This window comes from Rossellomorea sp. GQ25, assembly GCF_059758515.1.
In genome coordinates this window covers 44923-70899 of the sequence record NZ_JCAXEQ010000009.1, presented here as the reverse complement: position 1 = coordinate 70899, position 25977 = coordinate 44923, and the positions used below count along the sequence as shown (strand labels likewise).

Sequence of the window (25977 nt, the reverse complement as noted above, 5' to 3'; positions counted from 1 at the left end):
CTTAAGCTTTTGATATTGAGTATATAAAAAAGCGAACTTTCTTCAACTTGAAACATTATATCATTTTTTAAAATCCCTGACCATGCACAAGCTACGAAAGACTGCGGATAATGAAGTTTGATGCTTCTTCTTTTAAATATGTTCTCCATAATACCCCAGTTTTTTGATTCATTTGACCATAATGATTTTTCATATCTATTAAAATCCCCTTTGATTTAACGAAAAAAACAGGACCTAAGATCCACTGATGAGTTACTAACGGGACTTTCCTCATGAAATAGATCCCACCCTCAACAATTCCCTTTTCTTTACAACGAAGGTTTGTTTTAACAGAAACTTCATCATCCTGAATGACATTTTGACAGGTCAAGATCATTTGTTCATCCTGTGTATCGATTTTTCTAATGATGGTGGGCTCCCAAGCTGCAGTCAGCACGATAGCACCAAGTAATTTGACTGATTCAGGCAGGGAATGGGACCTAAGAAATTGAAAGAACAGAGTTTGGCCCTTAATGGTCTTATAATCAAACAAAAACCATTCCTGAAACAGCTTATCGACTTTCTCATCCATATGGTGCTCATCATGTAAAAGGAAACGTTTAGAGAAAATCATCTTGGCGCGTACCTTTTCTCTAATATTCGTTTCCTTCAAAGCATACTCAGATGCATTTCTATAGAGTTCTTTTATATGTTCTTCGGCCATTCGCTGCTTTTTTTGTCTATATTGCTCTAAATTTAAAAGGCTTTCTGGTTCTTGCATCCTCTCACCTATTCGAATTCTACTTTTTCCAGTCGGGGGTTGGGACGGAGTTTTCTTCCCGCCTTGGCTTCAGGGGAACCGTCAATTACGACATTATCTCCTGTAAACCCGACATGGATTTTCAGAAGACTGCTTCCTACTCCATACATATCGACTGGAACTTGATTTTCCTCAAACTGGCGAATACGATCTTCGTTAAATCCACCTGACACCACGATCTTGACATGGCGGAACCCTTCTTCATCCAAGGCATGTCTTAATGCATTAATCAGTTGCATGTTTACTCCCCGTGGATCAAATGTTCCAAGCACATGTTGATTACGGAGGAAGTATTTATCGATCATCATTCGTGATGTATCTACCCTTACCCCTTTTAATTCAGGGCCAAACTCCCGTGCTACCTTTAATGAGTCTGTAATGGCATCATTATTGTAGTCTACCAGGGCAATGAGCTCGTCTTCAGGAAATGTTTCCTGATAAGCTTTAGTGGCTTCTACGATATCCCCATTGAATAATTGGATCAGGGCGTGGGGCATGGTTCCCATCCCTTTCTTTCCCCACCATTCGTTCATGGCATGGGTAGCCTGAGCGGTGGATCCCCCGATAAAGGCTGCATATCCATCACCAGCCTGCTGAGTAAAGTGATCATCCCGATCACCCATGAAGATGACAGGTTTTTGTTTGCCTGAAATAGAGGCAGCTTTCATTACATTATAGACACTCGTCGCCACTGATGTTCTTCTTGCCAGGATGCCATCTATGATTCCTTCTAAATAGCCAAAATCCTGGTAACGGCCTTTGATGGTCAGAACGGTTTCAAATGGCGAGATTTGATCTCCATCTTTTAAGGAATGGATTTCAAGATTTTGCGGGTTATCAGCGAAACTATGCAGAAGTGCAATCACTTCATCCGTTCCACAAATAACGGCATGATTCTTTTGGAAGAATTGCATGGTGACAACGGCATCCGGTTTATACTTTTTGGCAATTTCCTTCGTTTTCAAAAAATAAACCGCTGAAAACCATCCATCCTTGATTCTTTCGTCAAACTTAAATGTATGATTGGTCAATCTGTTGAGTTTTCCTTGAAGTTTCAATTCTATTTCTTTCATCACTAAAGCTCCTTATGGCTTTTCCTACACAAAAATAGGTATTCTGTTTACTGAATCCTAAAAGGACACATACAAACAGAATACCATGTATTAAATGATTCTACTAGTCTATGCCAGAGTCTCCAATTCACTTTCTGAAATCAGGACATCCCTTGGTTTACTGCCTCTGGACTCTGAAATAATTCCATTACTCTCCATCATTTCCATCAATCTTGCCGCACGGTTATAACCGATTCTGAATCTTCGCTGCAATCCCGATGCAGAGGCCCCTCCCTGATCGACGACAAACTCACAGGCTTCTAAAAATAATTCATCTTCTTCCTCGGTAACCTGTGCTTTCTTGATCAATTCATCCTGTTGGAAGAGATAATCCGGTTCTCTTTGCTCTCTTACATGGTTGATGATGCCATCGATTTCGTCATCTGACACGAAGGTTCCCTGTAAGCGGACTGGTTTTGATGATCCATTTTCCAGGAAGAGCATATCTCCCTTACCAAGAAGCCTTTCAGCACCGCTTCCATCAATGATCGTTCTTGAATCGACGCTTGATGATACGGAAAACGCCACTCGTGTCGGTACATTGGCTTTTATCAAGCCTGTAATGACATCGACTGAAGGCCGTTGAGTCGCAATGATTAAATGAATCCCACACGCACGGGCCTTCTGTGCAATTCGGCATATCGCTTCTTCAACATCTGCAGGCGACATCATCATCAAGTCAGCTAACTCATCAATGACTATGACTAAATACGGCAGCATATCGCTGTATTGTTTATTCCGTTTAGCCAGTTCATTGAAGCGTTTAATATCCCTTACACCTGTATGAGCGAATAATTCGTATCTTCTTTCCATTTCCTCAACAGCCCATTTAAGAGCTGCAGTAGCGGCCTTCACATCTGTTATGACCGGACTGACGAGATGTGGAATACGGTTATAGGGAGCAAGCTCTACCATCTTCGGATCGATGAGAAGCATCTTCAATTCATCCGGTGATGCTTTGTACAAAAGACTCACGAGTATCGAGTTGATACATACACTTTTACCCGACCCGGTAGCACCTGCGATGAGTCCATGTGGCATTTTGCTTAAATCAGTCACGATCGGCTGTCCGGAAATATCGAGACCAAGAGCGGCGGTTAAAGGGGAAGATGGCTCTTGAAACTCAGGACTTGCGATCACTTCACTAATGCAGACAGGACGGCTCTCCCGGTTAGGCACTTCAATACCAATCGTATGCTTACCGGGAATAGGGGCTTCCATTCGAATATCCCTTGCAGCCAGGCTCAGTTTAATATCATCTGATAGATTGGTAATTTTATTCACCTTCACTCCAGGTTCCGGCTGAACCTCGAACCTCGTGACTGATGGACCTTGTGTAACATTCACTACTTTGGCCCTCACGTTAAAGTTATGAAGGGTTTCGTCCAGTAATATTCTTTGTGAATCGAGCCACTCTTCGCTCATTTCCTTTGAGACAGGAGGCATTAGATAATCCATTTCAGGAAAGACATAGTCTCTTGTCCTTTTAGATGATGAGCTTAATTCGCTGTAACTCTTTACCGCCTCTTCTCCTTGAACAGGGCTTTGTTGAGATGTTTTCTGTTCAGGATGATGATTGGATGGTGTTTCTCCCACTTTTTCTTGCTTTACTTCCAGAACAGGTTGTTCCCTCTTCTCTGGTTCTGCTTCAGTCTGAGTTAATGTTTTGCCCTCACTTTCCTTGCGGATGGGAGTCGAATCATTAAGAGCTGATCGTTTTCGCGTATCTAACTGTCGCTTATCTTGTTTCAGCATTAATACGTTAAAAGGAAGGTGAGACCTCTTACGTCTCTGCGGTTCTTCCTCCCTCGGCGCTTGTTGGGGACGTGTAGGTTCTGACTCTTCCCCTACTCGTTTCTCCTCAATCGTGGACTCACTTTGTACAACAGGTTCTTGAACGGGTATCTCTTGAATAGGATGATCAAGTTCCTGAACTTGTTCTTCATTTTCTTCATCTTCCCGTGCAGAATGGACGGGTTGTTGTGGTGGCTCTTCTTCCACAGAATCATTAAGCTCTTTCTCTTTATGTGATGAATACTCTAGCTCTTGGGTTGGTTGCTCCATTTCAGATATAAGTGAAACACGTTCATTTGGTTTCTGGGAAACTTCTTCAGTGAGCTCCACTTTTTGATCTGGATTTTTAACTGGAGTTGTGTCATTGATATCTTCAGCCTCTACCATTACAGTATCTTCAATCTGCGATTCTTCTCGTTGTTCTTCCGGGAAGTTCATCATCATCTCAACAGGTTCATCGTTAATAGGTTTTTCGGATTCAGCTGTCTCCACTTCGACAATGGATGGTGATTCTTTTTCCACAGGAATTGAATTCTCTACTACAGATAGAGCCTCATGATCAATCACAGCTTCTTTGCTCTCTTCTTCATTATGTAAAAATTTCTTAAGCTCGAACTCTACCTGGTCGTCTTTTTTTACCGGTCGTCCCCTAAAACCATAAATTGGTGAAGGGATTTCCGTAGGGGTAAACGGCCTGCTGTTTTCCTTTTCCACTTTAGAAGTTTTCTTCGATTGGACAGCAGCCGATGGTTTTTCTTCTTTCCACTTTCTATTTTTAGAAGTGTGATCCTGACTCTTATCTTTTTGTTCCTTAGGGGGCTCTTCCTTCTCTTGACTTCTTCGATTTCTTTTCGCTCGTGGACGCTCTATATTTTCTCCATCCGATATGAGGGGAAAGCGAAAAGTCCCTTTAGGATATTGATACGTCATCCTTGCTTCTACATCACGTGAATGATTGGGCCCTACTATATTTTTACGTTCAGTCTTTTTACGTTCATCATGCTGAACTTCATCATTTTTTTCATCATAATACTCTTCAAATTGTTCATCATTATCTGATAATTTACCGAATATTTTTTTAATCCAGCTCACAAACATCACTCTTTCTTTCATACTTATTTATATTTTATCAGTTAAAGAGAAAAATTCGAGTCATTTCGATAGAATAAGAGAATTGTTAAAGAATTGTGTCGAAACAAACATAGGTGTAAAGAGATTGTAATACGTATGGTAAGAACCTCTAAAAACAAAAATACCTGAGCCCACACTCCGGACCCAGGTATACATTTTTAAGCTGTGAATGGTTGACCCACTTGGTAAGTATCTTCCAGAACCAGGATCCCTTTTTCTTGAGGAGCATCTGGAAGAGCCAGTTCCTTGGCTGAACAAATCATGCCTGATGATGCCACTCCGCGAAGCTCTGCATCCTTGATGACCATTCCGCTTGGCATGATAGCGCCGACTTTCGCCACAACGACTTTTTGTCCTTTGTCAACGTTAGGAGCACCGCACACGATTTGCAGGGTTGCATCCCCAACATCCACGGTACAAATGTTCAATTTATCTGCATTTGGATGCTTTTCTTTTTCAGACACATACCCTACCACGAATTTTGGTGAAAAGTCTGCTTCAAATACTTCACTGAAACCGTTCTTCTTGATGGCTTCATTGATCAATTGGAGCTTCTCTTCATTCATTTCGACAGGTCCCACTTCACTTAAATCCATATACTTTGATGCATGGAATAGGTTATACCCAAGTGTTTTCCCTGTTTTCTCATCAAACAAACGTACAGCATCTTCTTTTCTTTCATGTAGAACTTCTCCCTCAAACCCTGGATCCATTGTAACGATCAGGGTATCACCAATACCTTCTAAGTTATAAAATACGTTCATTATTTCTTCTCCCTTTCCTTTTTGCGATTTTTTGCCAGAATGAAGATCGGCTCCAGTTCTCCTTCTTCGTACACAAAGGATAGTGCCGTAATCGGAACATTTCCTGTCGTAAAGAAGCTCATCGTCAGTTGGGCAAGAACATCATAACCCGTTTCATTGCGAATATCCCCGATGACCAACACATCCTGATGAGGTACGGACACAGTCATTTCACCTTGAACATCCTTGCTTACCTGCTTTAAGAAAGCATCATTCAAAATACGACTTGCATCATATCCGTCATTATTATTTAGAAAATAGAAGATGTTTCCTGCTACTTCATCTTTCTTCATTTCAGTTGGTAAGCTTCTGACATTGAATAAGGCAGTCTCCTTCATTTGCTCGTGAGACCAGCCTTCAGCCTTTAGCATATTTTCATCTAAAAGGCGGTAGGTTTTCCCCAGGTCAATAGCATAATAGATACGTGTTTCAGCTGTATGATCATCTGTAACGAGGGCAACCCCTTCATTGGATTCGGTGGCAAAAGAAGTGGAACGGATCACTGGAAACACTTTTTTCTCTTTGTTCCCAAGGTCTGATTGAGTTCCCATTACGTTTAAAGCTTCTTCCACATAATAAACCACTTCATCAATAATGGATTTATTGTTTTCTTTCCACTTGGATACAATCGGTGGCAGGGCGACGTTAATACCTTTTTTCGTATCGGTGTTCTCAATTCTCAGTGAATCCTTATCTCGATCATATGTAAACGTACGATTTGGTTTCTCTAATCGTTCCTGGAGTATACCTTTTAGCTTTTTTATGTCCAAACCTGATCCTCCTTTGGTGGTACTTTTATAATAGAAAGTATCGATCCAAAACTTTCATCGTTGATTCATTCACTTATAACATTTTACATCAAAATGCTTAGAATACAAAAGGAACCTGTTAAAAAGTAGGCAAAAGAAAAGGGATCCCAAAATAAGGTGATCCCTTTTCAACCTATTATGAAGATAATGTGTTCATAAAGTTCTCGATTTGTTCTTTTGTTTTACGGTCCTTATTAACAAATCGTCCCAGTTCACGGCCATCTCCGTATGCCAGAAAGCTTGGAATTCCGAAGATATCCAACTCAATGCATAGATCAATGAATTGATCTCGATCTACGTATAGGAATGTGTACTCTGAGTATTGGCTCTCGATTTCCGGAAGGATCGGCTCGATGATTCTGCAATCCGGACACCAGTCAGCTGAAAACATAAATACATGCTTACCGCTTTCTTTCAACTGATGAAACTCTTCCACTGTTTCAAGTTTACGCATTTTATTTGCCCCCTGTTTCAATCGTCATTTGATTAGGTTTGATCCAATCTAGTTTACGCATATATTCAGATATTAACAGGCTTATGAATGCAGGTCCAACAAAATGCAACAGAAGGATTCTTAATGTTACATCCCAACTGAATCCCATCGTTTTAAAGGTCATGATTTGACCGACGAATCCACTAGTTCCCATTCCGGCCCCGGCAGCATTGTTTTCCATCAACCAAATCGTGGTTCCGATGGGTGCCAATATCATGCCTGCAACGGTGGGAGGAATGAGAATACGGGGATTTCGGACAATATTAGGTACTTGAAGCATGGAAGTACCTATTCCCTGAGCCAATAATCCACCTACTTTATTCTCCCTGTAACTGATGACAGCAAATCCGACCATTTGAGCAGCACATCCAATCGTTGCGGCTCCCGCAGCGACTCCATTCAATTCAAGCATAAGGGCAATGGCGGCGCTTGAGATCGGTGCGGTCAAAGCAAGACCCATGAGGGCAGCAACCAGAATCCCCATGATAATTGGGCGTTGCTCAGTCGCCCAGCTGATCCAGCTGCCAAACATGCTCATAAAGTCGGCAATTCCCGGCCCTATAAAGTAAGCTATAGTAAACCCTGAAAAGATGGTGACGAATGGAGTGACAATGATATCCACTTTCGTTGTTTTGCTGACAAGCTTACCGATTTCCGTGGATATGACAGCTGCTACATAAGCTCCCGCCGGTCCACCCAAGCTTGCGCCTGCTGCTCCCGTAACAACCGCAGCAAACAGGACAAGTGGAGGCGCCCCAAGACCAAAGGCAATGGCTACCCCGATCGCAGGACCCATCAAGCTAATCGCCAGACCGCCCATCTCAATGAAAAATTCACTTAACCCAGGGGAAATGGGAAGCTGTTCCCCTATCGTCTTAATGATTAATCCGATGATCAACGAACTGAACAATCCTAAGGCCATATAACTTAACGCATCTATGAAATAAACCTTTGCAGATAATGTAATGCCTTTACTCTTTAAGAATTCTCTCACTTGGTTTCTCTCCTCTGTGTTAACCTTCTTCCTTTTACTAGTGTAAAGACACTTGTTTATTTTGTCCATATATTTTACCTTTATCGAACAATGAATTTCCTTCTATTTTTCTTTTATTAAAGCGTACTTATTCACGTATAATAAAAAAAACCGATTTTCCACCTAGGCAGAAAATCGGTCTATATCGTTATGATTTATGTTTAACTGAAGCTGCTATTTTCATCATCATCTCTGCATGACCTGCTAAATCATCTAATTCCGCTTGTGTCGTTACCTTCGTTCCACCCACTCCAACAATAAGTTCGTATTCTTCTGTATCAGGCAGTTCCTTAATGACATAGTATCCTAAGCGATTGTCCTTTTTAAAAGTCCCATGTTTCAAGAGATTCTCATTGTCACTAACGGCCATTTTATATAGAAGTTCACTATCCTTATTTTCTTGAGGGTTTGTGAAAAGTATAAAAGTATCAGAGCTTTTTGAAATAATGATATTATTGGGCGATTCTTTTTCTATTTTGGCTCCAAATGGAAGATAAAAGTTAATGTTTCCAGCCTCTTCTTTAGCTGCCTCATTTGAGCTTAATGTGTTCTCCACCACTTTGGCTGTCTCTTCTTTTTCTTGATCGATTGTCGTGTTGCATCCGGCTAAAATAAGCACAAGAATAAAGAAAATGACTGTGTGTTTGATTTTCATCCTATACTTATCCTCCCTTTCATGCTTAGGACCTACGCTTATGATACCCTCACAAAGTCCCATTGACAACCCTTCCAAAAAGAAATCCTGCCTTTTTAATGGGAAAACAGGTTATTTTTAACTTACCTAGGGTATTTATGATAAAATGACTAAAAACAGGAGGGTGAAAATCATGGAATACACAGTGTATCTGGCAGGGGAAATACATAGTTCCTGGAGAAACGAGATGAAAGAGAAAGTAGAAGAGCTTCGTCTCCCTCTATCTTTCGTCGGTCCAATGGAAAATCACGAACGTTCCGATGCAATCGGGGAAGAAATTCTTGGTGAACAACCCAATAAAATACTCCGCGATGAAGCAGCTTCGAGTATTAACAATCTTCGAACAGAGTTACTAATGAAAAAGGCCGATGTGGTGATTGCCTTTTTTGGAGAAAAATACAAACAGTGGAATACTGCAATGGATGCGAGCACCGCCTACACACTTGGAAAGCCTCTTATTCTTATTCGTCCAGAAGAACTGCATCATCCGTTAAAAGAACTTTCAAACAAGTCAAATGTTACCGTGACGAACATAGATCAGGCGATTAAGACGTTATCATATGTTTTTGAAACAGAATAAATAAGCATGCCGTTCAAATTGAATGGCATGCTTATTTATTCTGTTCATTACCATACTCCTGGAACTTTTTCACTATTTTAAAATAACTTAATATTGGCAACATAAAGACGATTTATGTTATTATTAATAATTTATAAACTTTTTTTGACTTTATGAAAATATTAAAATATTATAGTAAAAGAATAAGGGAGGTAGTAACATGTCATCAATGAATAAACAGAAAATTGTGGATAGTGTCCCTCAAAAAGGTTTCTTTGGACATCCGAAGGGATTATTCACTTTATTCTTCACAGAATTTTGGGAGCGCTTTTCCTATTACGGAATGCGTGCCATCCTCGTATTCTACATGTACTATGAGGTTTCAAAAGGCGGACTGGGCCTTGAGCAAAACACAGCTTTAGCAATCATGTCGATTTATGGTTCACTTGTATATATGTCCGGAGTAATCGGAGGCTGGTTGGCAGATAGAATATTCGGAACTTCGAAAGCCGTCTTCTACGGTGGAATATTCATCATGTTTGGTCATATTGCTTTATCATTTCCAGGAAGTTTAGCCATGTTCTTTGTTTCGATGGTATTGATCGTTGTCGGAACAGGATTATTAAAACCGAATGTTTCAACTATTGTCGGTGAAATGTACAGCGAAAGTGATACTCGTCGCGATGCAGCCTTCAGTATTTTCTATATGGGTATCAACTTAGGTGCATTCATTGCTCCACTAATTGTCGGTAAGCTTATGGAAACAAAAGGATTCCATTGGGGTTTTGCGGTTGCAGCCATCGGAATGTTCATAGGTCTTGTTGTGTTCATGGCAACAAAGAAAAAGAATCTTGGTCTTGCTGGTACCTATGTTCCAAACCCGCTTGCACCAGCTGAAAAGAAAAAGTATGGATTAATCGCAGGATTAGTTGTTGTTGGTCTTGCCATCATTTTAGGTATTACAATTCCTGCAGGTTTATTTACATTAAACGTATTCATTAATTTAGTAGGTATCTTCGGTATCGTCGTTCCAACCATTTACTTTATCGTTATGTACTATAGTCCGAAAACTACGCAAACTGAACGTTCCAGAGTCATCGCTTATATTCCATTATTTATTGCAGCGGTTATGTTCTGGGCGATTCAAGAACAGGGTTCAACCATCCTTGCCGTTTACGCAGATAAGCGTACTGAACTAGAATTCATGGGAATCAGCATCTCACCAGCCTGGTTCCAATCGTTAAACCCGCTATTTATCATCCTATTAGCTCCAGTATTTGCTTGGATGTGGGTGAAACTTGGTGATCGTCAACCATCGATTCCGAAGAAGTTTTCATTTGGTCTATTGTTTGCCGGTTTATCATTTTTAGTGATTCTATTACCTGCATACTTCGGAGGAGAAGATTCACTGGTAAGTCCATTATGGCTTGTGCTTAGCTATTTGATCGTTGTACTTGGTGAGTTATGCTTATCACCGGTCGGTCTTTCAGCCACAACCAAATTAGCTCCGGAAGCATTCTCTGCTCAAACAATGAGTCTTTGGTTCTTAGCTTCTGCGGCTGCACAGGCGTTGAATGCACAACTTGTTCGTTTTTACACACCAGAAACAGAAACGCTGTACTTCGGGGCCATCGGAGGTATGGCAATCGTATTGAGTATTGCTCTATTCCTGCTTTCCCCTAAGATTCAGGAATTTATGAAAGGTGTAAAATAATGGACTTAACCCTCTGAAAAAATTTCAGAGGGTTTTTATATACCTGAAGGGGTTACTTTCATCGATTCTGTAATGTATAAAAAGAACTCCGCTTCAAAACGGAGTTCCATTCTAACTATTAGAAAAAGTCACAGCCACATTTTCTTTTACGTCTTCTTCTACGGTTATCTTCATCGTCATCTCTTCTTCTGCGACATCTTCTACGATTATCATCTAATCCAAATAAATCGTCTCTGCGGTCACATCTTCTTCTGTCACCAAAAAGAAACTTATCCCAGTCGCAGCATTTTCTGTCGTCACGATGGTCATCACAACGGTCATGACGACGACCCCCAACTCGGTCATTACAAAAATGGCATCCCATAAATTCTTACCTCCTTAGAAAGAATTTATCAGATAAAATAAAGTCTGATATACTCCATCTTATGAATATCAGGTAGAATTGGTATGGGCCAAGTACCCTCTAAAGACAAAAGTCTATCGATTATTTGTCCTGCTCTTTGTTTCTGAACTGCCACTGGCCAATTAATAGCTGAACAACGTGCAAAAACATAGCCTCTCTCGTAATGAGTCCATTCGTAAACACACCCATTGCTCCTTCTTTTTTTCTAATCCCGGATGTTTGAGTATACTCATCCATCAAGGGTCCCAGCTCTTTCCCAGCCTTTAACTGACTGCTGATTTCTTTAGGCAGGGGGATTCTGGCACCTCCACCAATGATTTCGTTGCCGCTCCGATCCACGAGTGCCCCCCAGTTACAGACAAACATTCCGTAAAGTGATTCCGTCACTCCTCCTTCAAGACCGATCCCAATATCGCTATCTGTTGCCCGCAGTATGTTCTTGGCCCGGTTTAACGCACCTTCGATGGTCTCTTGATCAGAGATTGGCTGCTCACCTACATTTGAATCTGTTTTGAAACACTCGAACTCAACGTCCTCATAACATTCCAGAAAAGCCTCTTGAATGGCTTGTACCTTTACGGGATTTGTTGTTCCAATTGCTATTTTCAACAAATTAATACCTCATTTCTAAGAGAGAGTCACTCCCTTTTTGTCTCTATAAAAAGACTGTCTCAAGAAGTACATAAATGAGACAGCCTTTTTGCTATATTTTTTTAGAAAGGTGAATTATCCATTTGATTTAATGGTTTCAATTGTGGAACGATCACATTGCTTCACTAATTTGACAATCAGTTCTTTCGCAGCCGCATAATCATCTACATGGATCATGGATGCATGTGTGTGAATATATCTTGAACAGATACCAACAACGGCACTCGGAACCCCTTCATTTGACATATGTACTCTTCCGGCATCCGTTCCGCCTTGAGAAACAAAATATTGATATGGAATGTCATTTGATTCAGCTGTATCAAGAACGAATTCCCTGATGCCTCTGTGGGTAACCATTGAACGATCAAGAATGCGAAGGAGAGCACCTTTCCCTAATTGACCAAATTCATTTTTGTCCCCTGACATATCATTTGCCGGACTCGCATCGAGAGCAAAGAAGATATCCGGATTAATCATATTGGCTGCTGTCTGGGCACCGCGTAATCCTACTTCCTCCTGAACCGTAGCTCCGGAATATAGAGTGTTGGGAAGTGTCACCCCTTGCAGCTCTTTTAACAGTTCAATGGACAATCCGCATCCATAACGGTTATCCCAAGCCTTCGCAAGTATTTTTTTCTCATTTGCCATAGGTGTAAACGGACAAATCGGTACGATCTGCTGTCCTGGTTTAATCCCTATTTCTAGTGCATTTCCCCGATCATCAGCACCGATATCAATGAGCATGTTCTTAATATCCATCGGCTTTCTACGCTGTTCTTCTCCGAGCAGGTGAGGAGGGATGCTTCCAATCACACCCGTAATCGGGCCGTTATCCGTTATGATTTGAACACGCTGAGCCAGCAGGACCTGACTCCACCAGCCTCCAAGGGTTTGAAAGCGAATCATTCCATTATCCGTAACAGACGTGACCATAAACCCTACTTCATCCATGTGACCTGCAACCATCACAACAGGATCCTGATCATTGCCTTTTTTCACTCCAAACACCCCGCCCAGGCGATCCTGCACAATGTCATCTGAGTATTGAGACAATTGTTCTTTCATAAATTTACGAACCGCATGCTCATTACCGGGTGCTCCCGGCAATTCAGTCAATGTTTTAAAAAGTTCCAACGTATCTTGTTTCATGTCATATGCCCCTTTTTTATAAAATCTGCTTTATGTATAATCTTATTTTACAGAACTTTCGAACGTCTTACCACCAATTGAGAAGAAAAGGAGTTCTCTTTTTTATTATTTGTTTGATAGAATGTACCTATAGATGGTAAATAATCGAGAATCACTGGGGAGATAGCGGGTAGAGTATGCTATCCCTAAACATCAAATACTCATTGCCTGTGGAGGGAATAAAAATGAATTGGAAATCTTTCATGATCGGAATTGGAATCGGAGCAGTAGGCGGATATTTTCTTAAAGAAAAACTGGATGATTCCAGCATGGTTTCTGCAGAAAAAGTGTTAAATGACGTGAAACTTTCATTCAAAAAAGAGGGGAACATCGATGGCTCCTGGATCGGAATGAAGCCCGAAGACTATCAGAAGCACTCGGTCACAACGAAAGTCTATAAAGGTGGGGTGTCCAGAAGAAAAGACGGGGAACTGGAGCAATATGAGTTTTTAGCAGATGCATATACAGGCACGGTTGTGGATGTGTATCCTTTAACTTAAAATGACATCACTGCATCATAACAAAGGATGATCCCAAAAGTCTCGGGACCATCCTTTGTTTAGTCATTTTTTATTTTTCCCTCAGTACATGATCAACGATTTCTCCATCTCTATTCCACTTGACCCCTCTATAAACCGCATCATGGTAGAAAAGAAACCAGTACTCTCCTTCAATCGCTTGACTGATCCACTTGTCTTTGGCATCAATGGACGTCATCGGATAGTCGTCGTAAGCCAGTACCCATAGCGGATTTTTGTGCGCGTGAGTAGGCATGATATCTGCCATATGAATGAACTTCTCCCCGTTATGCTCTAAAAGGATAATCGAATGCCCGTCACTGTGACCTCCCGTATGCACCATTGTGATTCCAGGAAGTACTTCCTTTTCTCCTTCGAACGTTTCCACTTGAGATTGAATGCTCTCCCAATTTTCTTTCCAGTATGTATTACGGGAGCGCACATTCGGATTTCTCATTTCATCCCATTCCACTTGGGATGTGTAAATGGTTGCATTCGGGAATACAGAAACAAGCTTATCGCCCTCATATTTTGTTAAACCGCAAGCGTGATCGAAATGCATGTGAGTCATTAACACCACATCAATATCATTTGGCTTCAAGCCCAGTGCTTCCAGGGATGCCTCAAGATCCGACTCTTCATGCACGCCGTAGTTACGCTTTTGTTTATCATTCAGCTTCCCTTTACCAATTCCTGATTCAATTAACACATTCTTTCCTTCCCATTCGAAAAAGAGCGGATCTGTTCGTAATTCGATTTGATTCAAGTCATTCACGGCATATTTTTTTGACCAAAGAGGCTTTGGGACCACTCCGAACATAGCTCCCCCATCCATGTGAGTGACGCCGCCATTCAGCCAATAGATCGATCTATCTCCAACCTTCAACGTTTCCATTTTGACTCCTCCTTTGTTCATTCCCTTTTATTTTATCAGAATTTATGGACAACTTATAGGTGGATGCTCGGGTCGCCCTGCATTCTAGTCTTATGAAAAAAAGCCCTGCAAATTAGCAGGGCAATCAAATAATACTTATTGATTTTGATATTGAGCTTCAACCCGGTAAATTCTTTGCCCTTTGGCTGAAAACTTCTCTTCATATTCAGTCATGATATTTCCTTCAAAATCGCTCTTATGAAGATCAAGACTCAAGAAATTCAGATGCAGACCATACCATGAAAAGCTTTTTAATGAGTACTCAAATAAACCTTGATTATCTGTTTTAAAGTGGATTTCTCCGCCTTTGATCAGCACATCTTCATATAGCTTCAGAAAATCTTTATAAGTCAATCGACGTTTTTCATGTCGGTTTTTCGGCCATGGATCAGAGAAGTTCAAGTACACTCTGCTTACTTCTTCTGATGCGAAGTATTCAGTCAGGTTCTTTGCATCGACATTTAATAGCTTGACGTTAGGAAGCTCAGCTTCAATCAAACGATCAAGAGCTGTTACAATGACGCTTTCATATAACTCGATTCCAATATAATTAACGTCCGGATTGGCTCTGGCCATTTCCGTGACGAATTGACCTTTTCCAGTTCCTACCTCGATGTGGATAGGATTGTCATTACCAAATTCTTTATTCCATTGACCTTTTATCTCCTGGGGTTCTGCCACAACATACTGTGGATGGTCACTGATTTTCTCAGAAGCCCACGGTTTATTACGTAAACGCATGTAGACACCTCTTTTTTTATTATCGAAAAAAACATACCACGACTATCTGTCCTGTGCAAGAGCCAAAATAGAGCCAATCTCGCTTCAGATCTTCTGGCTGATGCGCTCGCTTCAGGTCCGTCCCTCAAAAAGCGCGCATAATTGAAAAAGGAATTCACACACTATTAGTGAATTCCTTTTTCGGGTCTGGTCATTTTGATGGGCTGAAAAAGTACATGTTTCTTTAAATCTTTGCAGACGAAAATGAAAGGGTGTACTCTATGCCTTTAAATTCACAGAATCAAATGCAGTTACTATCAGATATTTTAAGCAATCACAGTGCGGATTGCTGCGGTTCGGTTTCTGAATGTGAGCAAGTTGAACGATTGGTGAAGTCATTAATGGTTAATGCCGATATTCACGAAAACGTAAAGCCTGTCCTGCAGGAAATTTATCAGTATAGTCAAAGCGGGATATCCTCAGCTGACTTATCGAACCATATTACGTCCAATCAAGAAAACTTGTCCCAATGGGTTACGGATATGAACAACTACTCTTAATAGATCAGATCACTTTGTGCAGATATTCAATCCAGTGATTCATTTCGTGAAATCGGGCTTTTCCTTTATGCCACTGAATGGATAATATCGTTTGTGCAACCACATACCATTTCATTCTCAGCTTTAAGTTATCGGTTAACTTAACACCATATTGAGTTAACCAGCCTTCCCATTGGTCTTCAGGGATATACCAGTATAATAATAGCCCTACGTCAAAGGCCGGGTCCGCAATCATGGCCCCGTCCCAATCGATTAAATACAACTGGTTGTAATCAGACAGCAGCCAGTTGTTATGATTGACATCACCGTGACAGACTACATATTCTTCCTGTTGCACTTCCAAGAGCTCTTTTTGAAGAAATAAAAGCGCCTCTCTAATAACAGGCAATGAAAGAAGATCGAATTCTAAGCCTGTCTCTACTTCCGTGAGCATATGCTCCGGCTGAAACGGCTCTTTTCCCAACCGCTCAAGCATGGTTGAAAGCGGCTTGGAGGAATGAATCTTGTTAAGTAGCCTTGCCACCCGTTCATCCTTCATTTCTTCCGGCTTTAATTCTCTCCCATTTAACCAGTGTTGTGCCGTTATGACATCCCCGTTTTCTAGTCTTTTTGTCCAAACTAGCTTGGGTACGATTCCTTCTGCAGACAATACAGCCACAAAAGGAGAGGAATTGCGTTTCAGAAATAACCTTTGCTCTTGGTACTGAGCAAAGAAGGCTTCTCCAGTAGCACCGCCTGCGGGGACTATTTCCCAATCTTGGTCAAATAAGTGTTCCAATATATTCACCTTCTATTGGTCCTTTGTCATGTTTATATGTTCAATTACGTTAATATTTTAATTCATTCACTACATCAAAAAAGTCTTATAAAATAAAAAAGACAGCTATTGGGCAATACAATCAATAGCCATCTGTTTAAGATTTTATCGTCATCTTACGTTTTCGTCAAGCACTGGAATGAACTGTTACCTTACAAATACATAGGAAGAGACAGGTTCAAGGGTTATGGTTGGCTCTTCTACCCCATAAAGACCGTTTACATTTGCCCGATTTCCGTCTGACAAACAAATCCAATCTTTTCCTTCAGGGAGAGAATACTGACACTTTTTCGAATCTGAATGGAAGACCATGAAGATATCGTTCCACGGACCATACGGGTGGACATTCTGATATCGGACCACAACAAGATTTTCAATGCTATGTGAGACTTTTACATGTTTCCGGATCAGGCCGGTCTTTTGAAATCGGAAGGCACCGTGACTTTTACGGATTTGAATCAGTGCTTTCACGTATTGAACCACATCATCGAATTCTTCTCTTCTTACCCAGTCTAATTGATTAATTTCCACAGGAGAATTGTAGCTGTTTTCAGTCCCCTTTTTCGTCCTGTAAAATTCCTGTCCTGCATGAATAAAAGGGATCCCTTGAGATAACAGCACCATCGTTGTTGCTAATTTATGGCGATTCATAAGGGTTCCTTCATCTTCATTTAAACAAGCTTTCATTTTATCCCAAAGGGTGTGATTATCATGGGACTCCACATAGTTGACAGATTGAGTCGGCTCTTTAAAGAGTCCTCTTTCCCCATTTTTCATCCCGACACTTCCTGTCAGGACGATTTCCACCTTTTGTTCCAAGTGACCGTGACCGAGGGCAAACCCTTTGTCATATAAGTTAAAAGTACTTCCTTTAATGGTGTCCCTGAACCAGTCATTGAATTGACCGATCCCTGGAAGCTGATGGGCGTTACGCAGGTTGGCTTTTTGATGGGGGGGCAGGGGGGTATTCAGGTCCCAGCCTTCTCCTATGATGATCGCTCCTGGCAAAACTTTATCCACTTCTTCACGGATTGTCGTCATAGTCTTAATATCAAGAATTCCCATTAGGTCAAAACGGAAGCCGTCGACACCGTACTCTTTTATCCAATAAAGAATCGAATCAACGATAAATTTTCTAGCCATCAAGCGTTCGGAAGCAAAATCATTTCCCACTCCCGTCCCATTTGATGGTAAGCCATTTTCATCGTGACGGAAGAAATACCCGGGCACAAGCTTTTCAAAAGATGAGTCCTCCCGAATGAACACGTGGTTGTACACCACATCCAGTATGACCCTGATATTTTCTTCATGAAGGCTATGAATCACGCTTTTCAGTTCATTGATTCGTTCATAGGGATCTTCAGGCTTTAAGCTGTAGCTCCCTTCAGGAGCGTTAAAAAACAAAGGATTATATCCCCAATTGTAATTTTTATCGGAAGGGTGATCCGTCACCCCACCGAAATCATTGACAGGAAGCAGTTCAACATGGGTGATGCCCAGCTCCTTTAAGTACTGAATTCCACTACTGAATCCTTTCGGTGTAGAAGTCCCTTTTTCTCTAAAGGCACGATATTTCCCTGCGAATTTCATGCCGCTTTCTATTTGGGCTGAGAAATCCCGGACATTCAATTCATAAATTATAGCATCTGTAGGTGAAGCTAATGGTGCCAACGAAGAAGGACCCTCCCCGCGTCCAAGGTTCACAACACTTCCCCACTCACTGTCGAAGGAAACCGATTTAGCATAGGGATCGATCAGTTCATCCCAAACAAGGTTGATACAAGTTAGAATTGTATAATAATAACGATCTACATCGGTATTCACCTTACATTCCCATACGCCTTTTTGGGTTCTCGAAAATGGGTATTGTATCTCTTCATCATCAGGGGACCTGAGCTTTAATCTTACCTCTGTAGACGTCGGAGACCATACTTTAAACACGGTGCACCCCTTTTGGTATGTAACACCAAGGTCATCCCCGTCATAATAATAGCGTTGATCAAACTCTTCGGTCCTTATGACCGCTCCGATTTGCAGGTCTGTTTTTGTGTTATGCTCATCGACAACTTCATAGGTTTCACCTAGGACAACCTTCTCGCTCTGGATCGTCGTGACATATTTCATGGCATCATTGAGGGGAATCTTTTCTTCAATGTGAAGAGCTATTTTTTCACTACCTTTTATGAGAGTGAAGTGACTGGAATTCCCATCATGATAATCGTATGGAAGAATCAATGTAACCGTATTAAACGTATCTAAAAACGCATCGTAATGCCTACTAATGACTAACACTTCTGCCACCCACTTCTGTTTAACATTTTCCAACTTAATGGAAGAACATGCACCTTCAATTCATTCCCCTTCTTCAGTTCTTCAATTGTGTCTCCGTCTGCGTGCACTGGTACATCCTGACTCGATCGGATGGTCATCGTTGTTCCCGTACACGTGCTGACTTCATTGAAAGCCGTATGTTTTCCGAAGAAGACAGATAGAAAGACCAGGAGTAATTTCCATCTTGATAACCCATGGACGAGGGTCATATCGATAGATCCATCATGAGGACAAGCCTGTGGGGCGATCTTCATTCCTCCACCAAAAAAAGGCTGATTCGAAATTGTCACAAACCATACCTTGTGAAACACCTGCTCTTTTCCATCAACATCTATCGAAAGAGAAAAGGGTTTATACGTAAACGCTTCCTTACAAAGGAGGATAGGATAGATCAATTGTCCAAGGGACCATTTGTTCAACCACTTTTTAAAGGATGAACGATTGGCCTTACGGGCAATTTCCGCATCAAATCCTATCCCTATATTATTCACGAAATGCCCATTTGGTCCGCTACTCATGGTAAATTGACCTGAATCCAAGGTCACGATGTCCTCTTTCTTTAAACCTTCTTTTATTAAGGTATATGCCTGTTTTTTATTGTTAGGCCAATTATAGCCCCTTGCAAAATCATTACCACTTCCTGATGGAATATACCCTATAACGACTTTGTCGAAACCGATTGTTCCACTCACCACAGAGTTCATGGTCCCATCACCTCCTACTCCCACTACCAGGAGCCAGTCGTCTGGAGATTGGTTGACAACACTTGAAACAACCTTCTTCACGTCTCCGGGGTGACCTGTCAAAAAAATCTCATGTGGAATATCGATGGTTTGACTAAAATGATTCCACGAAGATAAGGAGTGATGATTCTTTGCTGAAGGATTCACGATGAAAATCGTCTTCATTGTTGGTTCTCATCTGATCCTACAGCATGTTCTCCCCACTGAAGCCTCTTGAATGAAGTGGTCTGGCAATACTCCAAGATGGCTTGTGCCGCTTTCAGCTGGACACTCTTGATCGGAGAAGAGCTTGAGCGCTGCTGCTGGAACCATTCATTGTGGAGCCGCTTGTCAAGAAACTGAATGCCCACCGGAGCCTGTGGGTAATCTATGTATCCATTTCTGCTTATCACGCCTTTATGAATAGGAAGGTCCAAACCTGCATATTGAATGATTTGATAGAGTATTCCCTCCATCCTTCTTAATCCGATTAGAGGGTTTAATACCTTCGTCTCTATATCTCCCCATTTTTTCAACCAGAATCGCTCTCCTGAACCGATGTAAGCAGTTCCCTCTTCAAATTCGAGAAAGGTTAAGCACCAGATCCCTGTAGGGGTGATAAGAATGGTTTCGAGTTCTACAGGTGCATGTTTAATTTTTAGGACCGGGTTGTACATCACCAATATGTTATCTGGAAAACGCTGAAGGAGGTAGTGTAATCGTTCGTCATAATGATAGCTGTTGTCTACATAGGATTTCTCCATGATCGTGGAGCTTGCCCATCTCAACTGAAAATCAAATACAAGGTCCAGGAAGGAAACCTTCAATTCTTCCTCCGTAGAGATATCCTGGTGTGAATCCATTTCAAATGCAATTTCTTCATCATTTGCCTGAATGGAGCTTGAGAACTCCTCTTCTTCGGCTTCTTTCTTTTTAAACAGTGAAAAGAGCTTCTCTTTCATGGAGTTCCTTTCCTCTTCTTGTGCTTCCTCCTTAATGATCGTGGAAGCGGGAGGAAGATCACCGTTCTCCCAATGTTGTTTCATTTTTTCCCATTGCTGCTTTTTTAAACGAACAAATTGGGAAGGATATCTATATAAATCCGTTTCGTACCTGGAAACGTAATCTTGAAGTTTAATCAGCTGTGCCATATGGATCGATCCTTTCATGACGGTCAATTTGCATTTAACGGTTTGGTGTAAATGGCTTCATATTTCGGCAGACGATCTATGTGTGTTCGATATAGCACGATTTCTCCTGCTATAAAGGAATGGGTGTCCGTTGGCTGAAACGAATTCAACCATTCGGAAGTAAAAGAGAAATCTCTATTCCACTTTCGCCCTACGGTGATATGTGGAGAAAAGGGTCTCTTATCTAATTGAAAGCCCGCTTCTTCACACGCACCATACACACTGTCCCGAACCCGTTGTAATGATTCTGAAGGCTGAGCGCCCATCCAAAGAATTCTGGGTGAATCACTTTTTCCAAAGGTACCGTAGTGATCAAGGGTTAATGAAATAGAAGGACAATCCAGCTCCTCTACTTTATGAATCACGGGTTGAAGTTCATCCGCACTTCCTAAAAAGGCCAATGTGATGTGATAGTCCTGCGGGTGCACCCAGCTCTGAAAAGAACCCTCATCCTTCATTGGCTGAGTCCACTTATGTATCCGGTGTTTCGTTTCTTGAGATAAAGAGAGTGCAAAGAAATAGTGAGATTTCAACATATCACTCGTCCTTTCATTTGTTACTACCATTTTAGCAAAATGTGTCATGAGAGAGAATGACTAGAAGGAAATGCAATAAAAATGAAATACAAAGCTCATTTATTTGATAAGATTTATCTGAATTAGTACGATAGAAGAAGAACGTTTTCTGAAAGGAAGTTGACTATGAAAGTTGTACAAAATATAGCTGAACTGATCGGGGACACCCCCCTTGTCAAATTGAATCGACTCAATCCTGCTGACGGAGCGGATGTATATGTTAAATTGGAGTTCTATAACCCGAGTAAAAGTGTGAAGGACCGTGCAGCCTTTCAAATGATCGTTGAAGCAGAAAAGGAAGGCTTATTAAAAGAAGGCTCAACCATCATAGAGCCAACAAGCGGAAACACGGGTATCGGACTTGCCATGAATGCAGCAGCAAGAGGATATCGCGCAATCCTGGTCATGCCCGATACGATGACCCAAGAGCGTATTAATCTATTAAAAGCATACGGAGCTGAAGTAGTCTTAACACCTGGAGATGACAAAATGCCAGGCGCTATCGAAAAAGCGAAAGAGTTAACAGAGAAGATTCCTAATAGTTTTATGCCGATGCAGTTTGAAAATGATGCGAACCCGGATGCCCACCGAAAGACGACGGCCCTCGAGATTGTGGAAGCCATGCAAGAAATCGGTAAACCCTTATCTGCATTTGTTGCGACTGCCGGAACGGGCGGCACGATTACAGGAACAGGTGAAGTGTTAAAAGAGCATTACACGGATCTCGCCGTTCATGTGGTGGAACCGGCTGGATCCCCGGTTCTTTCAGGAGGTAAGCCAGGGAAGCATAAATTAGTAGGAACAAGCCCAGGGTTTGTTCCGGATATCCTGAATACTAGTGTCTACGATGAAATCCACAAAATCGAAGACGAGCATGCCTACGATATTACCCGCAGAATGGCAAGTGAAGAAGGTATCCTGGTTGGGCCTTCATCAGGGGCAGCTTGCTATGCAGCCATTGAAGTGGCGAAGAAATTATCGCCGGAAGATGTTGTGGTGTGCATTGCCTGCGATACAGGAGAAAGATATCTATCAAGTGACCTGTTTAGGTTTTAATTTTAAGAAAAGGCTTGGTTAACTTCCGCTTCTGGATGCTCACTTGCCGCAGGGCGGGCGGTTAGCATACTCAGGCTATTTGCGAAACCGTACTCCCCAGAGAATTTTCGACAAAAGGATTATAAAATCAGAAAAGTGGATCATAAATCAGAATTCCGGATCATAAAGTGCTGAAACCGGTTCATAACTTAAAAATCCGGATCATAAGTAACGAAAACCGGATCATAAAGTTAGAAATAGCAGTTTTTTTAACCAGTGGACTTTTACATCAGCACACTTATCCTGTCAAACGCACTGAAAATCAAGCAAACAGACGCCATTTCAGGGCAAAAACACGAAAATCTTCAACATTTGATCAAAAAACGTCATCACTCACACCATCAAACGAAAAAAGCTCTTTACGGGGTGCGTAAAAAAAGGTCCGCAAGTCGTGAAATACCCTGGGAAAGGGAAGAGGCTAACAACCTTTAAATCGCTACAATCTTCTACATTAGAGATTCGGACGAACCAAAAGAGGCTGCGCCCATGACCGCGCAGCCTCTTTCTTATGTTTATTTAACCTTATGATACTGCGTAATGAAATGCTCAGGAGAAGACTTAACAACAAACGTCCACACTCCTTCAACTGTGTGAAGATACAAAAAAGTATAGTAAGCTGACAACGACTTGCTTGTCACATCCATCACGTCCTTGATGGTGAAGCTTTTCGTAGGAGTCTCGATTCGATCCATGTATAAATAAAGATGCTCCTCTGTCTCTACCGTGAATTGCTGGTTGTCTTCTATTCTTCGTTCTGTCTTCATAAATGGTTGTGAACAAATCAATCTCATTTAAAGCCTCCAACTATTTGACCGGGCTTTGTTCCCTTTTTCTTTCACTAAAGAGTGCCTGCAGCCTTTTCGTTACAGAACCGGGTTTCCCATTCCCTATCATCTGTTGATCGATCTTAATGACGGGCATTACTTCTGAAGTCGTACTTGCGATGAATACTTCATCCGCTTCGAGAAGATTATGGACAAGAAACGTCTCTTCTTGAAAAGAGATATTATTTTCTCTACATAAATCTTCAATGACTCTTCTCGTAATACCATTGAGTATCAAGTTTGTTACGGGATGCGTGTAGATGACTCCATCTTTCACCATGAATGCATTAGAAGAGGAACCTTCCGTCACAGTATCACCTCGATGCAAAATGGCTTCGAAATGACCTTCAGAAGCTGCTTCTTCTTTTGCCAACAGGTTTCCGAGAAGATTCAAGCTCTTTATATCACATCTCAGCCACCTGATATCTTCGACCAGTTTAGCTGTTACACCTTGCTCCATCTGGTGTAGAGGAACAGGGAAGTCTTTCGTATAGGCAACAACACTTCCCCTTACATCTTTCGAAGGAAAATGGTGCTGACGGGAAGACACACCGCGTGTCACTTGTATATAAACAATCCCGTCTTTCACTTGATTGGAATCGATAAGCTCCAGAAGGTGCGCAGTCAGATTTTCTTCTGAATACGGAATGGACAGCTTCATCTTTTCCGCACTTTGATAAAGTCGCTCCATATGCTCCTTCATCGTGAACGTGTTTCCGCCGTATACGCGAATCACTTCATAGATTCCATCCCCGAATTGATAACCGCGATCTTCAATATCAATCTTCGCATTGGCACGATCGATAACTTCCCCATTTACAAATACTGTGTTCATTCTGCTCTCCCCTTGTCTCTCTTAAGATTCACATGCTAATTCATAGATAGCCTGGGCATATATAGCCGTTGCTTTTACGAGGTCCTCTATATACATATATTCATCCTTCTGATGAGCAATATCTTCACGGCCTGGGAATAAGGCCCCAAAGGCTACGCCTGCCTCTAAGCTTCTGGCATAAGTCCCTCCACCGATGCTTAATAATTCTCCTCTTTCCCCGGTTTGATCTTCATAGACTTTTTTCAGCGTTTGAACGAGTTCATCATCCTTGGAAACGTGATGAGGTTTACTATCTGTGAAATTTTCAACCGAATAGCCTTCGATGTTTTCAATGATGGCTTTCCCTTTTTCCATTTCAAATGTGACTGGATAACGCATGTTCAGACCTAATCGTCCGCCTTCAGTATCTGAATATCGAAGCTTCCCTACGTTGATGGTTAAATCTCCCGTAATATCGTCACGGTAACTTACACCGAGTTGGATCCCTCTTGAATCTTTAAAGAAATGCTTGGTCGTGAACTCAAAGAATTCTTTTCCGTGAGTAGAAAGGGGCAGCTGTGATAAGAATGAGGCTAAGTAGAGACCTGCATTCTTCCCATTGTCTGGCTCCATTCCATGCGAAGAAACTCCTTCGACTTCCAAAACAAGCTCTCCGTTTTCAATGTAATAATTGCCTTTGATGTCTTCTTCCTTTGTGAAAATTTCAAAGTTTTGAACCCATTTTGTGTGGTCCTCTTCAACCAGCAGGACCGCCTTGGCATAGTCAGGAACCATGTTGTAGCGGCGTCCAGACTCAAAAGACAGGACTTTGATGCCCGATTGAGACGCATCTGCCGGTTTTGTTTGGACTAAGTCATAGTCGGCAATCCCTTTTTCTGCATGGATGATCGGGAAGTCGGCATCAGGGGCAAATCCCATTGAAGGCATTTCTTCTTTTTTAAAATAGTGCTCTACACATCTCCAGTCGCTTTCTTCATCTGTTCCAATAATCATCCGAACCCGCTTATTGAAAGTTGGATCAAGATCCTTTACGATTTTCATGGCATAATAGGCAGCCATTGTAGGACCCTTGTCATCGATCGCTCCACGGGCATAAATCTTATCGTCTTTTATCTCACCTCCATAAGGATCGACACTCCATCCATCCCCTTCTGGCACCACATCCACATGACAAAGGATACCGAGAAGATCACTTCCATTCCCAAACTCTAAATGACCGGCAAGGTGATCCACATTCTTAGGCGTGAAACCGTCTTTCTCCCCCAGCATCAATAAGTAGTCCAGCGCTTCTTTCACGCCTTTCCCCAGTGGTGCTTCCTCCGTCGCATTCTCTTCATCCAACACACTTTTAATTTGCAGGAATTGCTGCAGATCCTTAAGCAAATCGTCTTTCCGCTTCTCCACTTCATTCGTCCAATTAATACTCATTCGTATCCACCTGCTCTATATGTATTTACTTCTACTTTCATTTTATACTGTTTCATGGGGAAATCCAAACAGAGAGAATCCTGCTGAATCACCCCCGTAAGTGCTCTTGCTCTGTTCAATGAGCAAACTGCTTGATTAGAAGGGAATTTGCTTCAATTCGGCTACTCTCTCATTCTTAACAACATCAAAATTTATAAAAAGATAAAAAATACATATATTTAGCATTTTCTTCATATTCTAGGAAT

At 41.6% G+C, this 25977-nt stretch carries 26 protein-coding genes; 5 read left to right on the top strand and 21 right to left on the bottom strand.

Annotation, left to right across the window (positions count from 1 at the left end; translation table 11 throughout):
• Positions 1–91 precede the first annotated feature (91 nt).
• The 8 genes from AC6CIB_RS21110 to AC6CIB_RS21075 all read right to left on the bottom strand — a co-directional run bounded on the left by AC6CIB_RS21110 (position 92) and on the right by AC6CIB_RS21075 (position 8629).
• Positions 92–760, bottom strand: a complete 669-nt coding sequence (locus AC6CIB_RS21110; protein ID WP_498284052.1) for a hypothetical protein — start codon at positions 758–760, stop codon at positions 92–94.
• A gap of 8 nt (positions 761–768) precedes the next feature.
• A complete protein-coding gene (locus tag AC6CIB_RS21105; protein WP_498284050.1) occupies positions 769–1872 on the bottom strand; it encodes a nicotinate phosphoribosyltransferase in 1104 nt (367 codons plus the stop codon).
• Positions 1873–1980: 108 nt separating this feature from the next.
• Positions 1981–4797 (bottom strand): DNA translocase FtsK, encoded by a 2817-nt coding sequence (locus AC6CIB_RS21100; protein ID WP_498284048.1) that lies wholly within the window; start codon positions 4795–4797, stop codon positions 1981–1983.
• Positions 4798–4994: 197 nt separating this feature from the next.
• Entirely contained in the window at positions 4995–5600 is a 606-nt protein-coding gene (gene ytpR / locus AC6CIB_RS21095) for a YtpR family tRNA-binding protein (RefSeq protein ID WP_498284046.1), read from the bottom strand.
• Positions 5600–6409: a DUF1444 domain-containing protein gene (locus AC6CIB_RS21090; RefSeq protein WP_498284044.1), complete on the bottom strand. Its 810-nt coding sequence runs from the start codon at positions 6407–6409 to the stop codon at positions 5600–5602. Before AC6CIB_RS21090 ends, ytpR begins: the two co-directional genes overlap by 1 nt.
• A gap of 175 nt (positions 6410–6584) precedes the next feature.
• Positions 6585–6902 carry a thioredoxin family protein gene (locus AC6CIB_RS21085; RefSeq protein WP_498284042.1) on the bottom strand — a complete coding sequence of 106 codons (318 nt, stop codon included), beginning with the start codon at positions 6900–6902 and terminating at the stop codon, positions 6585–6587.
• Between the two features lies 1 nt (position 6903).
• Positions 6904–7935 carry a PTS sugar transporter subunit IIC gene (locus tag AC6CIB_RS21080; protein ID WP_498284040.1) on the bottom strand — a complete coding sequence of 344 codons (1032 nt, stop codon included), beginning with the start codon at positions 7933–7935 and terminating at the stop codon, positions 6904–6906.
• A gap of 187 nt (positions 7936–8122) precedes the next feature.
• Complete coding sequence (locus AC6CIB_RS21075; RefSeq protein ID WP_498284037.1) at positions 8123–8629, bottom strand: hypothetical protein; 507 nt, start codon at positions 8627–8629, stop codon at positions 8123–8125.
• A gap of 172 nt (positions 8630–8801) precedes the next feature.
• Between AC6CIB_RS21075 and AC6CIB_RS21070 the strand changes: the two genes are divergently transcribed.
• Both AC6CIB_RS21070 and AC6CIB_RS21065 read left to right on the top strand, forming a co-directional pair.
• Positions 8802–9248 carry a YtoQ family protein gene (locus AC6CIB_RS21070; RefSeq protein ID WP_498284035.1) on the top strand — a complete coding sequence of 149 codons (447 nt, stop codon included), beginning with the start codon at positions 8802–8804 and terminating at the stop codon, positions 9246–9248.
• Positions 9249–9447: 199 nt separating this feature from the next.
• Positions 9448–10941: a peptide MFS transporter gene (locus tag AC6CIB_RS21065; RefSeq protein ID WP_498284033.1), complete on the top strand. Its 1494-nt coding sequence runs from the start codon at positions 9448–9450 to the stop codon at positions 10939–10941.
• A gap of 213 nt (positions 10942–11154) precedes the next feature.
• On the opposite strand, the gene AC6CIB_RS21060 is transcribed toward AC6CIB_RS21065, so the two are convergent.
• From AC6CIB_RS21060 to AC6CIB_RS21050, 3 genes are all read right to left on the bottom strand, one after another.
• Positions 11155–11286, bottom strand: coding sequence for a hypothetical protein (locus AC6CIB_RS21060; protein WP_498284031.1), 132 nt, complete (start codon positions 11284–11286; stop codon positions 11155–11157).
• Positions 11287–11425: 139 nt separating this feature from the next.
• On the bottom strand, positions 11426–11956 hold the full coding sequence (locus tag AC6CIB_RS21055) for a DUF84 family protein (RefSeq protein WP_498284029.1): 531 nt from the start codon (positions 11954–11956) through the stop codon (positions 11426–11428).
• Between the two features lie 114 nt (positions 11957–12070).
• Positions 12071–13144, bottom strand: coding sequence for a M42 family metallopeptidase (locus tag AC6CIB_RS21050; RefSeq protein WP_498284027.1), 1074 nt, complete (start codon positions 13142–13144; stop codon positions 12071–12073).
• 224 nt (positions 13145–13368) lie between these two features.
• Between AC6CIB_RS21050 and AC6CIB_RS21045 the strand changes: the two genes are divergently transcribed.
• Entirely contained in the window at positions 13369–13683 is a 315-nt protein-coding gene (locus AC6CIB_RS21045) for a hypothetical protein (protein WP_498284025.1), read from the top strand.
• A gap of 70 nt (positions 13684–13753) precedes the next feature.
• On the opposite strand, the gene AC6CIB_RS21040 is transcribed toward AC6CIB_RS21045, so the two are convergent.
• Together AC6CIB_RS21040 and trmB are read right to left on the bottom strand one after the other, a co-directional pair.
• Entirely contained in the window at positions 13754–14596 is an 843-nt protein-coding gene (locus tag AC6CIB_RS21040; protein ID WP_498284023.1) for a YtnP family quorum-quenching lactonase, read from the bottom strand.
• Positions 14597–14731: 135 nt separating this feature from the next.
• Positions 14732–15376: a tRNA (guanosine(46)-N7)-methyltransferase TrmB gene (gene trmB / locus AC6CIB_RS21035; RefSeq protein ID WP_498284021.1), complete on the bottom strand. Its 645-nt coding sequence runs from the start codon at positions 15374–15376 to the stop codon at positions 14732–14734.
• Between the two features lie 260 nt (positions 15377–15636).
• On the opposite strand from trmB, the gene AC6CIB_RS21030 reads away from it, so the two are divergent.
• A complete protein-coding gene (locus tag AC6CIB_RS21030) occupies positions 15637–15915 on the top strand; it encodes a YtzH-like family protein (RefSeq protein ID WP_148970985.1) in 279 nt (92 codons plus the stop codon).
• Positions 15916–15919: 4 nt separating this feature from the next.
• On the opposite strand, the gene AC6CIB_RS21025 is transcribed toward AC6CIB_RS21030, so the two are convergent.
• The 5 genes from AC6CIB_RS21025 to thpR form a co-directional block, all read right to left on the bottom strand.
• Positions 15920–16693, bottom strand: coding sequence for a phosphotransferase (locus AC6CIB_RS21025; protein WP_498284019.1), 774 nt, complete (start codon positions 16691–16693; stop codon positions 15920–15922).
• A gap of 186 nt (positions 16694–16879) precedes the next feature.
• Positions 16880–19024: a type I pullulanase gene (gene pulA, locus AC6CIB_RS21020; protein ID WP_498284017.1), complete on the bottom strand. Its 2145-nt coding sequence runs from the start codon at positions 19022–19024 to the stop codon at positions 16880–16882.
• On the bottom strand, positions 19018–19971 hold the full coding sequence (locus tag AC6CIB_RS21015) for a diacylglycerol/lipid kinase family protein (RefSeq protein WP_498284015.1): 954 nt from the start codon (positions 19969–19971) through the stop codon (positions 19018–19020). The genes pulA and AC6CIB_RS21015 overlap by 7 nt, the downstream gene beginning before the upstream one ends.
• Complete coding sequence (locus AC6CIB_RS21010; RefSeq protein ID WP_498284013.1) at positions 19968–20936, bottom strand: nuclease-related domain-containing protein; 969 nt, start codon at positions 20934–20936, stop codon at positions 19968–19970. Before AC6CIB_RS21010 ends, AC6CIB_RS21015 begins: the two co-directional genes overlap by 4 nt.
• A gap of 23 nt (positions 20937–20959) precedes the next feature.
• Positions 20960–21511, bottom strand: a complete 552-nt coding sequence (gene thpR / locus AC6CIB_RS21005; protein ID WP_498284011.1) for an RNA 2',3'-cyclic phosphodiesterase — start codon at positions 21509–21511, stop codon at positions 20960–20962.
• A gap of 165 nt (positions 21512–21676) precedes the next feature.
• Between thpR and cysK the strand changes: the two genes are divergently transcribed.
• Positions 21677–22606, top strand: a complete 930-nt coding sequence (gene cysK / locus AC6CIB_RS21000; protein WP_498284009.1) for a cysteine synthase A — start codon at positions 21677–21679, stop codon at positions 22604–22606.
• 551 nt (positions 22607–23157) lie between these two features.
• On the opposite strand, the gene AC6CIB_RS20995 is transcribed toward cysK, so the two are convergent.
• Genes AC6CIB_RS20995 through pepV form a run of 3 tightly spaced genes read right to left on the bottom strand, consistent with a single transcriptional unit; the run spans position 23158 to position 25732 of the window.
• Complete coding sequence (locus AC6CIB_RS20995) at positions 23158–23436, bottom strand: hypothetical protein (protein WP_498284007.1); 279 nt, start codon at positions 23434–23436, stop codon at positions 23158–23160.
• A 13-nt stretch (positions 23437–23449) separates the two neighbouring features.
• Positions 23450–24304 carry a D-amino-acid transaminase gene (dat, locus tag AC6CIB_RS20990; protein ID WP_498284005.1) on the bottom strand — a complete coding sequence of 285 codons (855 nt, stop codon included), beginning with the start codon at positions 24302–24304 and terminating at the stop codon, positions 23450–23452.
• A 21-nt stretch (positions 24305–24325) separates the two neighbouring features.
• Positions 24326–25732 (bottom strand): dipeptidase PepV, encoded by a 1407-nt coding sequence (gene pepV / locus AC6CIB_RS20985; protein WP_498284003.1) that lies wholly within the window; start codon positions 25730–25732, stop codon positions 24326–24328.
• Between the last annotated feature and the right edge of the window lie 245 nt (positions 25733–25977).

Bases quoted from the DNA above. Each gene is read 5' to 3' on its own strand.
- AC6CIB_RS21110 (WP_498284052.1), bottom strand. From the start codon at position 760: ATGCAAGAACCAGAAAGCCTTTTAAATTTAGAGCAATATAGACAAAAA.
- AC6CIB_RS21105 (WP_498284050.1), bottom strand. From the start codon at position 1,872: ATGAAAGAAATAGAATTGAAACTTCAAGGAAAACTCAACAGATTGACC.
- ytpR (WP_498284046.1), bottom strand. From the start codon at position 5,600: ATGAACGTATTTTATAACTTAGAAGGTATTGGTGATACCCTGATCGTT.
- AC6CIB_RS21085 (WP_498284042.1), bottom strand. From the start codon at position 6,902: ATGCGTAAACTTGAAACAGTGGAAGAGTTTCATCAGTTGAAAGAAAGC.
- AC6CIB_RS21075 (WP_498284037.1), bottom strand. From the start codon at position 8,629: ATGAAAATCAAACACACAGTCATTTTCTTTATTCTTGTGCTTATTTTA.
- AC6CIB_RS21070 (WP_498284035.1), top strand. From the start codon at position 8,802: ATGGAATACACAGTGTATCTGGCAGGGGAAATACATAGTTCCTGGAGA.
- AC6CIB_RS21065 (WP_498284033.1), top strand. From the start codon at position 9,448: ATGTCATCAATGAATAAACAGAAAATTGTGGATAGTGTCCCTCAAAAA.
- AC6CIB_RS21060 (WP_498284031.1), bottom strand. From the start codon at position 11,286: ATGACCGAGTTGGGGGTCGTCGTCATGACCGTTGTGATGACCATCGTG.
- AC6CIB_RS21050 (WP_498284027.1), bottom strand. From the start codon at position 13,144: ATGAAACAAGATACGTTGGAACTTTTTAAAACATTGACTGAATTGCCG.
- AC6CIB_RS21045 (WP_498284025.1), top strand. From the start codon at position 13,369: ATGAATTGGAAATCTTTCATGATCGGAATTGGAATCGGAGCAGTAGGC.
- AC6CIB_RS21040 (WP_498284023.1), bottom strand. From the start codon at position 14,596: ATGGAAACGTTGAAGGTTGGAGATAGATCGATCTATTGGCTGAATGGC.
- trmB (WP_498284021.1), bottom strand. From the start codon at position 15,376: ATGCGTTTACGTAATAAACCGTGGGCTTCTGAGAAAATCAGTGACCAT.
- AC6CIB_RS21030 (WP_148970985.1), top strand. From the start codon at position 15,637: ATGCCTTTAAATTCACAGAATCAAATGCAGTTACTATCAGATATTTTA.
- AC6CIB_RS21015 (WP_498284015.1), bottom strand. From the start codon at position 19,971: ATGAAGACGATTTTCATCGTGAATCCTTCAGCAAAGAATCATCACTCC.
- AC6CIB_RS21010 (WP_498284013.1), bottom strand. From the start codon at position 20,936: ATGGCACAGCTGATTAAACTTCAAGATTACGTTTCCAGGTACGAAACG.
- thpR (WP_498284011.1), bottom strand. From the start codon at position 21,511: ATGTTGAAATCTCACTATTTCTTTGCACTCTCTTTATCTCAAGAAACG.
- cysK (WP_498284009.1), top strand. From the start codon at position 21,677: ATGAAAGTTGTACAAAATATAGCTGAACTGATCGGGGACACCCCCCTT.
- AC6CIB_RS20995 (WP_498284007.1), bottom strand. From the start codon at position 23,436: ATGAGATTGATTTGTTCACAACCATTTATGAAGACAGAACGAAGAATA.
- dat (WP_498284005.1), bottom strand. From the start codon at position 24,304: ATGAACACAGTATTTGTAAATGGGGAAGTTATCGATCGTGCCAATGCG.
- pepV (WP_498284003.1), bottom strand. From the start codon at position 25,732: ATGAGTATTAATTGGACGAATGAAGTGGAGAAGCGGAAAGACGATTTG.